Raw genomic sequence first — 15,575 nt, 5'->3', positions numbered from 1 at the left:
GCGGGGAACTGCGCGACCAGCCCCCCACGCACCCGCGGCCGACACGTCACCCCACGGCCCTACGGCGAACAGTCACCAGCTCCACCCGCTCGACGTCCGCCCTCCCCCAGCCGTCCCGGGCCTCCGGCGGAACGTACACGTCGGCGCCCTCGAATCCGGGAAGCACCCGCAGCCGCAGCGGCCCCGCCGGGATCCGGTCCAGCCCGATGTCCCACACCCGTCCCGAGAAGAACTGGTCGGCGACAAGGGTGTCCCCCACGTAGGCGCGCCCCACGTCCCCGGTCCAGTGGATACGCAGCAGTGTCCCCGGCGGCACCTCCTCCGGCAGGTCGACCCGGTACTCGGCGGCCGCCGTGTCGAAGTACTTGTCGGCCGGCGCACTGGCCCGCCCCTGCACCCCGGTGGCGGGCTCGGGCGCGGGACCGGCAGGTCTGAGGAGGGTGACCGGCGCCTCCCCGGCACCGGTGCCGTCCGCCGCCAGGGTGTACCGGGTGAACACCCCGTCCGGCGCCCCCTCCCGGGCGGGCAGCGCGGGGAACACGGCGAACGAGGGCCGCTCCACGGTGCTGTGCAGCCGTACCTCACCCCGGTCGAAGACCACACCGGCGTCGGACAGCACCAGCCGCTCGGCGCCCCGGATCTCCCCCTGGTAGGCGGTCCGTGCCGTGGCCGCGTCCAGCACCAGCAGCCCGACGCGGCCGCCCGCCGCCGTCTCGACCTCGACCAGGGCGTCGGTACCGGGCCGCAGCCCGGTGACCAGGACCCGGCCGCCGGTGTGCGTGACCTGCCCGGACGGCGTGCTCAGTGAGCCCACCGTGCCCTCGTCCAGGGCGAGTTCGGGAGTGATGCCCGCCACCGCGGCGAGCACCAGCACGGTACGACCGCTGTCCTGGACCGTGCACACCGGCTGCGCCGTCGCCCACTCCACGCGCAGCCCGGCCACGTCGAGCCGCAGCGGCCAGCAGAAGGTGGCCCCCGACGGGACGGTCACGGGAGCGCTCGGGAGGCTCACCGGGCCGCCCTCGGGGAACTCCACGGTGAACGACGTCCCCGGGTGATCCGGCAACGGCTCGTGGGGCTGGTGGTTGTTGACGAACAGGAATCCCGAACCGCTGTCACCGCGTACGGCCCAGCGCAGTGTGTCCCGGTCGTCCTGCCCGAGCGGCCGCGTAGAGGGCAGCACCGACTCCATCGGCGCGATCAGATGCCCGAAGTCGGCCAACAGCAGGTGCTGGAGCCGGAGTTCGTCGTACGTGGCCCGGTACTGCCCGTACTCGCCGAGCGGTGCCTGGAAGTCGTACGTCAGGACGGGCAGGTCGTTCGGGTAGCCGGTGGCGTGGGACTCCTGGAGCGAGGTCAGTTCGCCCGCGGGATTCGTGCCGCCGTGGAACATGTAGTACCCCTGCCACGCCGAGCCGCACCCGATCTTGGTGAGCCCGAGCGCGGCGATGTCGGCGGCGTCCACGCGCGGGCGCCGGTGGTAGGAGACGGCCATGCCGCCGCCCAACTCGCAGGTGGCCCAAGGGAATCGGTCCGCGCTGGCGTCCGGGGCGCTGCCGCGGACGTGCACCGGGCGCAGGTCGGATCCGATGCCCTCGTCGTCGCGCTGGTGGGTGAAGAAGAAGTGCTTGCGGCAGGTGTCGGGCCAGCCGCCGTCGGCCTCGGTCCAGAAGGTCTCGGTGTAGCCGCCGTACAGCGGAAGCAGTTCGTCGGGCGGGAGTTGGACACCTCCCCAGGCGGTCGAGGTCCACAGGGGAGCGCTCAGTCCGGCCTGTTGGGCCATACGTTTGAGCGTGAGCAGGTGGCCGGGCTGGTCGTAGAGCTCGTTCTCGATCTGGACGGCGACGATGGGGCCGCCGTGTGCCCGGTCGAGACCGCGCAGTTGCTCGGCGACGGCCTCGAACCACGCCCCCACCGCCTCCAGATAGACCGGGTCGTCGGTGCGCGGCACGCAGTCGCGGGCCGCCACCCAGTCCGGCAGGCCGCCGTTGCGGACCTCCGCGTGCACCCAGGGGCCGATGCGGGGGATGAAGTCGAGGCCGTGGCGGGCGCAGAGTTCGGCGAAGCGGCGCAGGTCGCGGTCGCCGTCGAAGCGGACGCGGCCCTCGATCTCCTCGTGGTGGATCCAGATGACGTAACTGGCGACGACGGTGACACCGCCGGCCTTCATCTTGAGGAGCTCCTCCTCCCACTCCCCGGCCGGGTAGCGGGTGTAGTGGAACTCTCCGGAGACCGGGAACCAGGGACGTCCGCCACGGGTGAGACAGCGGCTGGTGACCTCGATCGGGTCGGGCACGCCCGGCGCGTCGGTGAAGGGGAGGTGGCCGGTGAGGGGTGGGCCGGAGGGCGCGGGTACGCGCAGATGGTGCGGCATCAGGAGATCTCCGGTCCGAGGTCGGGGGTGTCCGTGAGCCGGGCGGTCGTGCCGGTGGTGGCGTGCAGTTCGAACAGGACCAGTTCGTTGGTGCCGGGGCGCAGGACCGGTGCGGGCACGTAGAGGGTGTGCTGGGGGCCGCGGTTCCAGTAGCGGCCGAGGTGGAAGCCGTTGACCCAGGCCTGGCCCTTGGTCCAGCCGGGCAGGGCGAGGAAGGCGTCGGCCGGCTCCGCCACCTCGAAGGTGCCCCGGTGGAAGGCGGGTACGGCGTCCGTGGTGGCGTCCGACGGGGTGAAGGGCACGGCCGTGAGGTCGGTCAGGGGCAGCGGGTGGTTGTCCCAGGCGCGCAGGACGGTGCCGTTGAAGGAGACCGGGCCGAGCAGGCCCTTGGGGGCGCCGATGCGGGGGCCGTAGTTGACGCCGCCCATGTTCTCCACGAGCACGTCCAGCGTGGCGCCGGGGCGGGGCACGAGCACGGGCAGGGCCTCGTCGTGGTGGCGCCGTTCGAGTACGCCGACGGGGGCGCCGTCCAGGAAGACCTGGGCGCGGTCGCCGACGCCGCCCGCGAAGTACAGCAGGCCCTGGCCGGACGTGGGGACGGTGGTCCGGTAGAGCGCGTATCCGGAGCTGAGGCCCAACTCGTCCATCATCGCGGGGTCTTCGGTACGCAGCGGGGCGGCGAGGGCGTCGGCGTGCGGGAGCAGGGCCGCGCGACGGTTCAACTCCACGGCGATGGCCGGGAGTTTGGGGGCCGGAGCCGGGACCGGTTCGTCGGGGACGGACGCGTGGCGGGCGATGACCTCGCGGAAGGCGTGGTACTTCGGGCCGGGGTCGCCGGACTCGGTGAGCGGGGCGTCGTAGTCGTAGGACGTGACGGTGGGTTCGTAGGCGTGCTTGTGGTTGGCGCCGTTGCTGAAGCCGAAGTTGGTGCCGCCGTGGAACATGTAGATGTTGACGGAGGCGCCCGCGGAGAGCAGTCGGTCCAGGTCGGCGGCGGCGTCGGCGGCGTCCCGGGTGTGGTGCGGGCCGCCCCAGTGGTCGAACCAGCCGATCCAGAACTCCGCGCACATCAGCGGGTCTTCGGGCCGGTGCGCGCGGTACTGGTCCAGCGCGGCGTCGATCCGTCCGCCGAAGGTGCCGGCGGCCAGCACCCCGGGGAGGCTGCCGGCGGCCAGGTGCTCGGGGTCGGCCTGGTCGCAGGTGAAGAGGAACTCCCCGACTCCCCTGTTACGGAAGGCCTGTTCGAGGTGTTTCAGGTAGGCGCTGTCGTCGCCGTAGGCGCCGTACTCGTTCTCCACCTGGACGGCGATGACGGGACCGCCCGCCTCGGCCATGTGGGGCAGCAGCGGGGGCAGCAGCAGGTCGAGGTAGCGGTCGACGGCGCCGGTGAAGCGGGGGTCGGAGCTGCGCAGCCGGATGTCCGGGTCCGAGGTGAGCCAGCCGGGCAGACCGCCGCCGTCCCACTCGGCGCAGATGAACGGGCCGGGCCGGAGCAGGACGTGCAGCCCCTCGTCCTTGGCGAGGCTCAGATAGCGGGGCAGGTCGAGGAGGCCGTCCAGGACCAGCTCGCCCTCCGGATCGGGCTGGTGGACGTTCCACGGCACATAGGTCTCGACGGTGTTGAGGCCCATCAGGCGGGCCTTGCGCAGCCGGTCGGCCCACTGGTCGGGGTGGACGCGGAAGTAGTGCATGGCGCCGGACAGGATGCGGAACGGCCTGCCGTGCAGCAGGAAACCGTCGGACGTCGTCGTCAGTGCGGGCATGCGGGTGTTCCCCTTCGGTGCGAGCGGGATGAAGTACTGCGGATCAGCCACAGGGTCGCGGCCAGGCACAGCGCCGAGACCCCTCCGAGCAGCAGTGGTACGGCCTTGATGCCGGACCACTCGATGACCTTGCCGAGGGCCGGTCCGGCCACCACACCGCCGGCCATCGAGGCCGCGATGACCAGGGCTCCGGCGCGCCGGGCCTGCGGGGCGGCCCGGTGGAGCCAGGGCAGTCCGGTGGGAAAGTTCGGTGCGATGAACAGCCCGACGCCGGCATAGGCGTAGGGCGCCAACTCGCTGACGGACGCGAGCAGGAGACAGACCGTCATTCCGGCGCACGAGACCGTGATGATCGTCTGCGCCGAGAAGCGCAGCGCGACAGGCGCGACCAGGAACCGGCCCACGGTCATCATCAGCCAGTACACGGAGGTGGCGGTGGCGGCGACCCCGGCGCCGTAGCCGACGGTCTCCAGATGGGTGGGCTCCCAGCCGCCGACGCCGGCCTCGATGCCGACGTGCAGGACGTACAGCGCGACGAACACGGCGAGCACCGAGCCGAGGCTGCGGCCGAGGACGGCACCGGAGCCGGGGACCGTGCCGGACTGCTGCGGCGCCTTGTCCCGTACGCCCTTCAGACACCACAGCAGCGGCAGGTCGACCAGCGCGAAGGTGAGGAAGACGGCCGGGTAGTGCTCGGCGCCGACCGCGCCGATCACGGCCGGTCCGAGGATCGCGCCGATGCCGAAGTGGGCGTTGAGGATGTTCAGCATCGCCGTCGAGCGATGTCCGAAGCCGACGGCGAACAGCTGGTTGAGCCCGTAGTCGATACCGCCGAAGCCGAGCCCGGCCAGCAGGGCGGCGGCGAGCGCGAGCGGCCAGGTGGGAGCGAGCGCGAAGCCCGCCGCGCCGACGGCCATCAGGAGGTACGAGGCGCCGAGGATCCGCCGGTTGCCGATCCGCCCGAACCACCGGTCGAACAGCAATACCCCGGCCACCCCACCGACGAAGTGGGCACTCAGCCCCAGTCCGGCGGCCGACGGGGACAGCCCGAACTCCTCACGGAAGGCGGGGATGGCGGGCCCGTAGAGGGCCTGGAGCGCACCGATCAGAACGAAGCCGACGCACGAGGCGACGACGGCGGCCGGGCTGAACACCGGAGCTTCGACTGCACGGGTTTCTCGGAGCACGACAGGAAATGTTACCGGTAACATCCGGCCCGTCAAGATTGCCGACAGAGGCACTATTGAATGATTGAATCAGCATCAATAGACTCCGCCGGTGGATGAATTCACCTTGCGTTCGAGACTCTCCAGGAGATCGGCGGGGGTGGCCGCCGTGCTGCTGATGGCCGCCGGTCTCACCACCCCGTCCCTGTCACCGGCATCGGCCGCACCCCGGCAGCCCACCCCCGAGGTCTGGCCGAAACCCCAGAGCACGCAGAGCGGCCCCGGCCGGTTCACGGTCCCCGACCGGGTCGTGGAGGTCGTCGGCCCGGACACGGACGCCTCCGCCCGCGAGGTCGTCGAGGCCGCGCTGCGCGAGGCCGGCGCGGACCGGATCGTGACGGTCGACAAGCCGCCCGCGTCGGCCGCCTTCACGGTCTACCTCGACGGCCCCGGCACCACCGCCGCACTGAAGCGCCTGGGGGCCCGGTCCCCCGCCGGACTCCCTTCCGGCGGTTACACCCTGGCGTCCGGGCGCCGGGACGGCCGTACCCTTCTCGCCCTCTCCGGATCCGACGCCACCGGCACCTTCTACGCGGCCCAGACCCTGCGCCAACTCCTCGGCACCTCGGGCACGTTGCCCGAGACCAGGGTCCGCGACTGGCCCACCGCCGCGCTGCGCGGAGTCGTCGAGGGCTTCTACGGCACTCCCTGGACGCATGCCGAGCGCCTGAGCCAGCTCGACTTCTACGGCCGCACCAAGCAGAACGTGTACGTCTACTCCCCCAAGGACGACCCGTATCTGCGCGACCGATGGCGCGACGAGTACCCGTCCGCGGAACTGGCCCGGCTCGAGGAACTGGTCGTCCGCGCCGCCGCCAACCACGTCCGCTTCACCTACGCCCTCTCCCCCGGCCTGTCGGTCTGCTACTCGTCCGGTTCCGACATCGCGGCCCTCACCCGCAAGTTCGACTCGCTGTACGCGATCGGCGTGCGGTCCTTCGCGCTCCCGCTGGACGACATCAGCTACACCAAGTGGAACTGCGCCGCCGACGAGCGGGAGTTCGGCACGGGCGGAGGAGCGGCGGGCACGGCCCAGGCCCATCTCCTCAACGAGGCGTGGACGGCGTTCTCGGCCGGCCACACCGGCCTCGCCCCCCTGGAGATGGTCCCCACCGAGTACTCCGACCTCGCCGACTCCCCCTACAAGACGGCCCTGCGCGAGAAGCTGGACCCCTCCGTGGTCGTCGAGTGGACCGGCACGGGAGTGATCGCGCCGACCATCACCGCCGCGCAGGTGGCCCAGGCCCGCGAGGTGTTCGGCCACCCGATCCTGATCTGGGACAACTACCCGGTCAACGACTACGTCACCAGCCGACTCCTCCTCGGCCCCTACACGGGACGGGAGGCCGGCGCGGCCAAGGCGGCGACCGGCGTCACCGCCAACCCGATGGTCCAGGGCGAGGCGAGCAGGCTCGCGCTGTTCACCTCCGCCGCCTACCTCTGGAACCCGGACTCCTACGACCCCCGGGCCGCCTTCCTCGCCTCGGTCCGCGACCTCGCCGGACCCGGCGCCGCCAGATGGCTGCGGATCTTCGCCGAGAACAACTACTCCTCCCAGCTCGACCCGACCGAGTCCCCCACCCTGACCGAACTCATCGCCGACTTCCGCACGGCGTACGAGCAGGACCGCGGGCTCGACCGGGCCGCCTCCGCGCTGCGCTCGTACTTCACCGACATGGCCGCCACCCCTGCCGAGTTGCGGGCCCGGCTCGACAACCCGGGGTTCCTCGACGAGACGTCCGCCTGGCTGGGCAAGCTCGGCCAGTACGGGAGCGCGGGGCGGACGGCCGTGGATCTGCTGCTCGCCAACAAGCGGGGCGACGCGGAGGCGGTGTCGACGTACTGGTCCCGACTCCGGGACGCGCGCAAGGAATTGGACGCCGTACCCGAGCAGGTCTCGCCGGGCGTGATGGACCAGTTCCTCTATACGACGATGCTGGAGACCGCCCCCGACCCGGGCGTCGACGCCGCCTTCTCCCCGCGCTCACTCTCCCTGAAGCCGGGCGCCTCCGAGACGGTGACGCTCGACTTCTCGGACAAGGAGGCCCGCACGGTCACCTGGAAACTGGCCGTTCCGGACGGCGTCACCGCCTCGCCGGACCAGGGCACCGTGACGGTCCCGGCCGGGGGCAGCGCCTCGGCCACCGTCACGGTGACCGGGGTCACCGAGGGCGTCCACTCGGTCGTGGTGTCGGGCACGGGCATCCTCGATCGGGCGATCCCCGTCCAAGTCACCGAGAACACCGGCTCATTGAAGGCCGTGACCGCCAACTTCAGTGGCGCGTCCGTCAGTTCGATCGATCTGGCCACCGGCACGTCCAAGAACATCGCGGTCGGCGCCAACCCCGGCGAGGTCGTGGTCAGCGCCGACGGCCGTACCGCCTACGCCGCCAACCAGGGCTCGAACACCGTCAGCGTCATCGACGTGGCGAACGGCACGGCCAGCGGCACGGTCGCCGTGGGCCGCGTTCCCGCCGGGCTCGCGCTCACGCCGGACGGCGGGACGCTGTGGGTGGCCAACTACACGGACGGGACGGTCCAGCCGGTGAACACCTCGACCCTGGTGGCGGGCACGCCGGTCACGGTGGGCGACGGCCCCGAGAACATGGCGATCACCCCGGACGGCACGACCCTGTACGTGGCCAACATCCACGACAACACGGTCAGCCCGGTCGACCTCGCCACCGCGAAGGCGGGTACCGCGATCCCCGTCGGCCCGAGGCCCTTCAACGTCGTCGCCGCACCCGACGGCAGGACGGTCTACGTGTCCAACTCCGGCGGCTCGACGGTGACCCCGATCGACACGGCCACGAACGACACCGAACCGACGCTCCTGGTCACCGGCCAGGCATACGGACTCGGCCTGTCACCGGACGGCCGGACCCTGTGGGTCAGCCCCAGCACCGGCGACTACGTCACGCCCGTCGACACGGTGACCGGCGCCCCGGGCACCAAGGTCACGGTAGGCAGGTCGGCCTTCGACGTGGGCCTGGACTGGAGCGGCGGCACGGCGTACGTCACGACGGCCGACGGAAACAAACTGATCCCGGTCGACACAACAACCGGAACCCCGGGGACCCCGCTGACAACCGGCGCCTATCCATTGGCGGTAGCCCTGACACCGGTACCGATCAAGTAGCGGCCGGCTTCCCCACCCAGGGGCGCGGGGAACTGCGCGACCAGCCCCCACCGGCCCGCAGCTTCCCCGCGACCCTCCCTACCAGCACAGCCACGAAAACAGCCGATCCCGGTCAACACGGCAACATTTCCGCTGGCAATACCCCTGACAGCAGTACCGATGAAGTAACGGCCGGCTTCCCCACCCAGGGGCGCGGGGAACTGCGCGACCAGCCCCCACCGGCCCGCAGCTTCCCCGCGACCCTCGCTAACTCGCCGTACGCCGGATCCGCCCCGCATACCGCTTCTCCAGCTCCAGATTCCCCTCGAAGCCCCCCGGCACATTGGCCGAGACATACACCGGCGGCCGCTCCCCCGCGGCAAGCAGCACAGCCGACGCCTCCGCCACCGCCATCTGCACCAGCATCACCCCCGTCAGCGTCGACAACGCACACACCGCACCCCCACCCGGCAACTCCAGCAGCGCGTCCCCGCGCGGAGCCGCGTTGTCGAGGACCACGTCGGCGAGGTCGACAAGCTTCTTGCCGCTGGAGTGGCCGGCCGGGACGGCGTGGGTGTGGGCGAGGGAGGTGATGGCGAGCAGCTTGTGACCCTGCCGCTTGGCGTGGAGGGCCATCTCGACGATGACGTTGTTCACGCCGGAGTTGGAGATGATCACGAAGAGATCCTGGGGGCGGGGGGCCGCGAGGTCGTAGAGCCGCTCGGCCACGCCCGGCTGCCGCTCCAGGAGCGGATCGTCGAGGACGGAGGGGGCGTCACCGCCGTACAGGACGAGGTCGGCGATGCTCAGCCGGTTCGTGGGCACCAACCCGCCCGCTCGGCCCGCGACTTCCAGGACCATGGCCTGGGAGTGGCCGGTGCCGAAGGCCTGGATGACGCCGTCGGCGCGTACGCAGTCGGCGATCAGTTCCGCGGCGCGGGCCACGTCGGCGCGGGCGGACTCGGTGATCTGCTGAAGGACGGCCAGGCTCTGCTGCGCGAAGCCCTGGGCGCTGACGGACTCGACGGACACGTGGCACTCACTCCCCACTGATGGATTGAACCACCCTATACATCTCCATCGGTGAATCAATAAACCATGAGATGGCTGCTGCATTCAATCGCCTCCCCATCGCTCCCGATCTCACCCGTGTCCGACCGTGAATCCGGTCCTGGTATTCACCGAGTGGCCTGAACGGTGGCTGATACCTTCTTCTCATGCCTCCGACGGACGTCACGACACTGATCCGCACCGAGCTGCCCCGGCTGGCGGGCTCCCTGCGCAAGGTCGGCGAGCTGATCCTGGAGGATCCGGCCGCCGTCACCCACTGCTCGGCCGCCGAGCTGGGCCGCCGCACCGGCACCTCGCAGGCCACGGTGACCCGCTTCTGCCGGGCCATCGGCCTGGACTCCTACCAGCATCTGCTGATCGAGCTGGCCAAGGAGCACGGCCGGGGCGAGGTCTCCGACTGGGGCACCGCCGAGATCGGCCCGGACATCTCCCCGGACGACAGCCTGGAGCGGGTCGTGCAGGTCGTGGGCAACGCCGACCTGCGGGCCGTCCAGCAGACCATCGAGCGGATCGACCTCGACGCGATCGAGCGCGCGGCCCAGGCCATGGCGCGGGCCCGCCGTATCGACCTCTACGGCACCGGTGGCAGCGGGGCGGTGGCGGTGGAGACGGAGACCCGGCTGTTCCGGATCGGCTGCTCGGTGCGGGGCTGGACCGAGGTGCACGGCGCGGTCACGTCCGCGGCCCTGCTCACCCCGGCGGACGTCGCCGTGGGCATCTCGCACTCGGGGGCCACCCGGGAGACCATCGAGCCGTTCGAGCTGGCCAAGGAGCGCGGCGCGACCACCGTGGCGCTCACCTCCGACCCGCGTTCACCGCTGGCCAAGGCCGCCGACATCCGGCTCGTCTCCTCCGCCTCGGAGACCAACTTCCTCACCGGCATCGGCGGCCGGCACTCCGTCCTGGTGCTGCTCGACTGCCTCTACGTCCGGGTCGCGCAGCTCTCCTACCAGCGTGCGAGCGCGTCCCTGGCGCTGACCGACCACATCGTGCCGCAGCACTCGGCGAAGGGTCGGCGCACCCGCTGACGGCAGTGATATTGCATAGATGATTCACCGAGAACACGCGTAGATGGTTGTTTGAACCATCCCTGCGGTGCCAGGATGGTGCTCCGCCGAGCATCCTCGTAGGAGACCCATGCGCGTCACCTCTGTCGAGTCGACCGAGCTTTTCGTCGGAACCGTCGAGCAGCCGTACCAGGTGGTGGTCGCCGAGATCAGCCACGTCCCCGGCCGCACGGTCCGCCTCACGGCCGAGGGCCCGGGCGGTCTCCGCAGTGTCGGGGAGACGCTGGTCACCACCGCCGACGACGGCACCGCACGCGCCGAGATACCCGTGACCGGCGAGGGCGACGAGATCACGGTCGTCGCCGTCGACGGTGAGTTCGGCGACCGGCACACCGCCCCGTTCACGGCCGCCGAGCCCGGCTGGACCATGTTCATGGTCAGCCACTTCCACTACGACCCCGTCTGGTGGAACACCCAGGCCGCCTACACCGAGACCTGGGACGTCGCCGACGACCCGGCCACCTCGGGCCTGCCGGCCCGCACCTTCGACTCGCGCGGCCAGTCCGGGATGAGCCTGGTGCGCGCCCACTGCGACCTCGCGCGGCGCGACCCGGCGTACACCTTCGTGCTCGCGGAGGTCGACTATCTCAAGCCGTACTGGGACGCCTTCCCCGAGGAGCGCGCCTTCCTGCGCCAGCTGATCCGCTCCGGCCGCGTCGAGATCATGGGCGGTACGTACAACGAGCCGAACACCAACCTCACCGGCGCCGAGGCCACCGTACGGAACGCGCTGTACGGCGACGGATACCAGCGCGGGATCATGGGTGCGTCGCCCGAGACCGCCTGGCAGCTGGACGCGTTCGGGCACGATCCGCAGTTCCCCGGGCTGATGGCGGACGCCGGGGTCACCTCCAGCTCCTGGGCGCGCGGGCCGTTCCACCAGTGGGGGCCGACGCTCTCCGTGTTCGGCGAGGAGCCCAGGGATCCCCGACGGATGCAGTTCCCGGCCGAGTTCGACTGGATCGCCCCCTCGGGGCGCGGCATCCTCACCGCGTACATGGTCAACCACTACGGCGCGGGCTGGGCGATCGACAACGCGCCCACCCTGCCGGCGGCCGAACAGGCCGCGCTCAAGCTGTTCAAGGGCCTGAAGAAGGTCGCGCTCACGCGCAACGTCCTGCTCCCCGTCGGCGGGGACTACGCGCCGCCCTGCCGCTGGGTGATGGGCATCCACCGTGACTGGAACACCCGTTACGTCTGGCCGCGGTTCATCAGCGCGATACCCCGGGACTTCTTCGCCGCCGTACGGGCCGAGTTGGCGGCGGAGGGCCGCAAGGCCTCCCCGCAGACCCGGGACATGAACCCGGTCTACACCGGCAAGGACGTCTCCTACATCGACACCAAGCAGGCCCAGCGGTACGGCGAGAGTCTCCTCGCCGACGCGGAGGCCTGGGCGACCCTCGCCTCCCTCACCACCGGGCACCCCTACCCGGACGCGGCGCTCGACAAGGCGTGGCGCCAACTCGTCTACGGCGCCCATCACGACGCCATCACCGGTTCGGAGTCGGACCAGGTCTACATCGATCTCCTCACCGGCTGGCGGGAGTTGTACGACCTCGCCGAGACCGTCCACGCCGACGCGACGCAGGCCCTCGCGGACCGGGTCGCCCCGCTGCCGGGCGACGGCACCGACCTGGTGGTCTTCAACTCCGCGACCTGGACACGCAAGGACGTGCTGAGCGTCCGGGACGAGGGGCTCCTGCCGGTCGAGGAGAGCACCGGGCTTCCCCTGCCCGCGGTGCGTGAGGAGGACGGCCGGCTGAGCGTCGTCGTGCCGAACGTGCCCGGACTGGGCCTCAAGGCCGTCCCGCTCGCCGAAGGTGCCGCCTCCAGGTGGACACCGGCCGAAGGGGCCACGATCCGCAACGAGTTCTACGAGCTGACCGTCGACCCCGCGCGCGGCGGCGGAGTCAGCAGCCTGCGGGCCCTGCGGGAAGGGGCCCGGGAACTGCTGCGTGCCGGTGACATCGGCAACGAACTCGTCGTGCAGGAGGAGTACCCGAGGCACCCGCGCTTCGGCGAGGGCCCCTGGCACCTCACGCCGACCGGCACAACCGCCGCGCGCAGCAGGGATGTCGGGGCGGACATCGAGGTCGAGCACTCCCCCGCCGGACAGCGCGTCACGGTCCGCGCCGACCTCGGCCTCTTCACCTACACACAGCGGCTGACCCTGTGGAAGGGCGTCGACCGTGTGGACGTCTCCACGACCGTCGACGGGTACGACGGTGCCGACCGGCTCATCCGGGTGCGCTGGCCGTCCGACGTGCGCGGCGGGCTGCCGGTGCACGAGGTGGCGGACGCGGTGATCGGGCGCGGTTTCGGGTTCGTGGAGGTGGACAGCGAGCAGTTCCCGTGGACGCTGGACAACCCGGCCAACACCTGGTTCGGGCTGGGGTCCACCACGCGGGTCGCCGTGCACGACGACACCGGCGCGCTCCTCGGGCACCGCTCGATCGGGGTCGCCGAACTGATCTACTCCGACTGGGACATGGCCGGGGAGCTGGGCGCCGGGCTCGCCGCCGCCCTCGTCCGCGCCGGGGTCACGGCGACCTCGACCATCGCGGGCGGGCCCCGTTACGGCGACCTGGAGGTCGACTCCAACCTTCCCGACATCCGGATCGCCGTCGGCGGCCCGGACCGCAACTCCGTGGTCGCCGAGGCCCTCGGCTGGGACCCGGCCGCCGGGCGCGAACTGCGGCGGCAGCTGGCCGAGGGGGACGTGGCGGCCGTGTGGGTCGCGCCGCGCGCCTCGCTGCGGGAGGAGTGGGTGCCGGGAGCCGATCTGCGGGACCTGGAGCGGCTGCCGCTGCTCGTCGTGGCGGGCGGTGAGGACGACGCCAAGGCGGTCGACGCCCTCGTCGCCGACCTGGACGACTTCACCGTCACGGCCACCGCGGCGGGCGGCGGCGAGGCCCTGCCGCCCGGCGACGCCTGGGACGGCCGCAGCTTCTCGGTCCTGAACCGGGGCACGCCCGGCTGTGTGGTCACCTCGTCCGGCGACCTCCACATGTCCCTCATGCGCTCCTGCACCGGCTGGCCCTCCGGCATCTGGGTCGACCCGCCGCGCCGCACGGCCCCGGACGGGTCCGCCTTCCAGCTCCAGCGCTGGTCGCACACCTTCGACTACGCCGTCGTCGCCGGCGAGGGCGACTGGCGGGAGGGTCAACTGCCCAAGCGCGGGCACGAGTTCAACCGCCCGCTCACCGCCCGGCTGCGGACCCGACCCGAGGACGCGCTCCTGCCCCGGAACAGCTCGCTGCTCCAACTGGAGCCCGCGGGCGAGGTGTTGCTGGACGCCCTCAAGCCGGCCGGCTCCCCGCTCGCCCGGGGCGGCACGGCACAGCCGGACCCGGGCACCGGTGTCGTCGTCCGTGTGCACGAGGTCAACGGCCGTCCGGTGCGCGCGCGTCTGTCGCGGCCTCGCGGGTGGACGGAGGGCGCCCGGGCGAACGTACTGGAGACGCCCGGGGAGCCGCTGACGCCGGGCACGGACGGGACGGTGGAGGTCGACCTGGCCGGCTTCGAGGTGACCACCGTCCTCGCCACGCCCGCAGGTGCCCTGGAGACACCGCCGGGCCCCGGTATCGCCGCCGCCGAGCCCGCCCAGCCCGTCCACACCCGCTACTGGCTCCACAACTCCGGCCCCGCCCCGCGCGGCAACATGCCGGTCGCCGTATACGTCTCCCCCACCACGCTCACCGTCTCCGGCCCCGTCACGGCGACCGTCCGGATCTCCTCGGAGCTCGCCGACGCCCCGGTGTCGGGCACGGTGACCTTCGAGGCGCCTCCCGGCTGGTCCACCGAGCCCACCGAACTGCCGTACACCCTCGGCCCCGGCGGCTTCAGCCTCACCGAGGTCACGGTGACACCGCCGCCCGAGCCCGAACCCGGCCGACACTGGCTGGCCGCGCGGCTGTCGTACGGCAGGCAGACGTTCGAGGACGTGGTGGCGCTGGACGTGCCGGACGGGCACACGGGGCCAACGCTGGTGTCACATCTAGGAGTTGACAGGGTCGTCGTACGACGAGACGAACGCGTCCGCGTGCCCGTGACCCTGCGCAACACCACCCGGGGCCCCGTCAGCGGCACCCTCTGGGCGGTGTCCTCCTGGGGCACATGGCCCGGAGTCGGTCCGGGCGTCCAGGGCTTCACCGTGCCCGGCGGGGCGGAGGCCGACTGCGTGATCGAGGTGGACGGCTCGGCGGTGCCACCGGGGTCGTACTGGCTGATGGCAAAGGTGGGCTGGCACGGCTGCGTGGCGTACACGGAGGCCGTGGAACTGGAGGTGAAGCCGTGACGGAGCATGCCGCCTTCGTGGACGGGGAACCCGTGTCGAGGGACCGTGTGAACGCCCTCCTGGAAGCAGTCCCGGCCCGAGACCGCGAAACCCGACCAGAAGCGTTGGCTAGGGCCGAGCGACAACGCCGCCGGTGGGCCGCGCAAGTCGTAGTGATCGACGAACTCGCCCAAAGGGCCTGCGCGGAGCGCAGCCCTAGGGGCGCGGGGAACTGCGCGACAAGCCACGACGGCGCCGCAGCCGAAACACGACCCATCACGGCCACTCTCCCCGCGGAGCGCGACGTGGCTGACCTCGGCAGCATCGTGGCAGTCGCCCTCGCCCACTCCTCAGCCGCCCGCACCCTCCTCGAACACCTGGAACGCGAGCAACAGATCCCCGAGGAGGCGGCGTACGACTACTACGACCGCAACCGCGACCGCTTCCTCACCCCCGAGGAGCTGGCCCGCGGCGCGGACCCCTTCCACGAGACGTCGGACCTCCTCCCGTACGCCCAGGTCCGCGAGGGCATCATCCTCGAACTGCGCCGCGCCGCAGGCCGTCGCGCCTTCTTCGACTGGCTGGACCGGGCACGGGCCGACGTCGTGTACGCACCGGGCTACGAGCACCCCGGCGACCCCTCGCACCCGGACCACGAGCACCGGCACTGATCGGGTCGT

8 protein-coding genes are annotated in these 15,575 nt (G+C 71.7%); 4 read left to right on the top strand and 4 right to left on the bottom strand.

Translation table 11 applies throughout. The annotated features are described in order from the left end of the window. Positions 1 to 46: 46 nt before the first annotated feature. The 3 genes from OG381_RS35115 to OG381_RS35105 are packed head-to-tail and all read right to left on the bottom strand — an operon-like array spanning position 47 to position 5,348. Positions 47 to 2,374, bottom strand: a complete 2,328-nt coding sequence (locus OG381_RS35115) for a beta-galactosidase (RefSeq protein ID WP_327720014.1) — start codon at positions 2,372 to 2,374, stop codon at positions 47 to 49. Next, positions 2,374 to 4,137, bottom strand: a complete 1,764-nt coding sequence (locus OG381_RS35110) for a glycoside hydrolase family 35 protein (protein ID WP_327720013.1) — start codon at positions 4,135 to 4,137, stop codon at positions 2,374 to 2,376. Before OG381_RS35110 ends, OG381_RS35115 begins: the two co-directional genes overlap by 1 nt. After that, the gene (locus OG381_RS35105; protein WP_443061959.1) at positions 4,125 to 5,348 is read right to left on the bottom strand and encodes an MFS transporter; all 1,224 of its coding nucleotides are present in this window, start codon (positions 5,346 to 5,348) and stop codon (positions 4,125 to 4,127) included. The genes OG381_RS35110 and OG381_RS35105 overlap by 13 nt, the downstream gene beginning before the upstream one ends. Positions 5,349 to 5,415: 67 nt before the next feature. Here OG381_RS35105 and OG381_RS35100 point away from each other — a divergent pair, with 67 nt between their 5' ends. Next, on the top strand, positions 5,416 to 8,502 hold the full coding sequence (locus OG381_RS35100; protein ID WP_443061958.1) for a beta-N-acetylglucosaminidase domain-containing protein: 3,087 nt from the start codon (positions 5,416 to 5,418) through the stop codon (positions 8,500 to 8,502). Between the two features lie 246 nt (positions 8,503 to 8,748). Here OG381_RS35100 and OG381_RS35095 read toward each other — a convergent pair whose 3' ends face one another. After that, positions 8,749 to 9,513 (bottom strand): SIS domain-containing protein, encoded by a 765-nt coding sequence (locus tag OG381_RS35095; protein WP_327720011.1) that lies wholly within the window; start codon positions 9,511 to 9,513, stop codon positions 8,749 to 8,751. Positions 9,514 to 9,698: 185 nt separating this feature from the next. On the opposite strand from OG381_RS35095, the gene OG381_RS35090 reads away from it, so the two are divergent. The 3 genes from OG381_RS35090 (at position 9,699) to OG381_RS35080 (ending at position 15,566) form a co-directional block, all read left to right on the top strand. Then, entirely contained in the window at positions 9,699 to 10,580 is an 882-nt protein-coding gene (locus OG381_RS35090) for a MurR/RpiR family transcriptional regulator (RefSeq protein ID WP_327720010.1), read from the top strand. 109 nt (positions 10,581 to 10,689) lie between these two features. Further along, complete coding sequence (locus OG381_RS35085) at positions 10,690 to 14,916, top strand: NEW3 domain-containing protein (protein WP_327720009.1); 4,227 nt, start codon at positions 10,690 to 10,692, stop codon at positions 14,914 to 14,916. After that, the gene (locus OG381_RS35080; protein ID WP_327720008.1) at positions 14,913 to 15,566 is read left to right on the top strand and encodes a peptidyl-prolyl cis-trans isomerase; all 654 of its coding nucleotides are present in this window, start codon (positions 14,913 to 14,915) and stop codon (positions 15,564 to 15,566) included. The genes OG381_RS35085 and OG381_RS35080 overlap by 4 nt, the downstream gene beginning before the upstream one ends. The last annotated feature ends 9 nt before the right edge of the window (positions 15,567 to 15,575 follow it).

It is taken from the genome of Streptomyces sp. NBC_00490 (assembly GCF_036013645.1).
GTDB lineage: Bacteria > Actinomycetota > Actinomycetes > Streptomycetales > Streptomycetaceae > Streptomyces > Streptomyces canus_F.
This window is presented reverse-complemented; position numbering and strand designations above follow the sequence as displayed.

Bases quoted from the DNA above. Each gene is read 5' to 3' on its own strand.
- OG381_RS35085 (WP_327720009.1), top strand. From the start codon at position 10,690: ATGCGCGTCACCTCTGTCGAGTCGACCGAGCTTTTCGTCGGAACCGTC.
- OG381_RS35110 (WP_327720013.1), bottom strand. From the start codon at position 4,137: ATGCCCGCACTGACGACGACGTCCGACGGTTTCCTGCTGCACGGCAGG.
- OG381_RS35090 (WP_327720010.1), top strand. From the start codon at position 9,699: ATGCCTCCGACGGACGTCACGACACTGATCCGCACCGAGCTGCCCCGG.
- OG381_RS35105 (WP_443061959.1), bottom strand. From the start codon at position 5,348: ATGTTACCGGTAACATTTCCTGTCGTGCTCCGAGAAACCCGTGCAGTC.
- OG381_RS35115 (WP_327720014.1), bottom strand. From the start codon at position 2,374: ATGCCGCACCATCTGCGCGTACCCGCGCCCTCCGGCCCACCCCTCACC.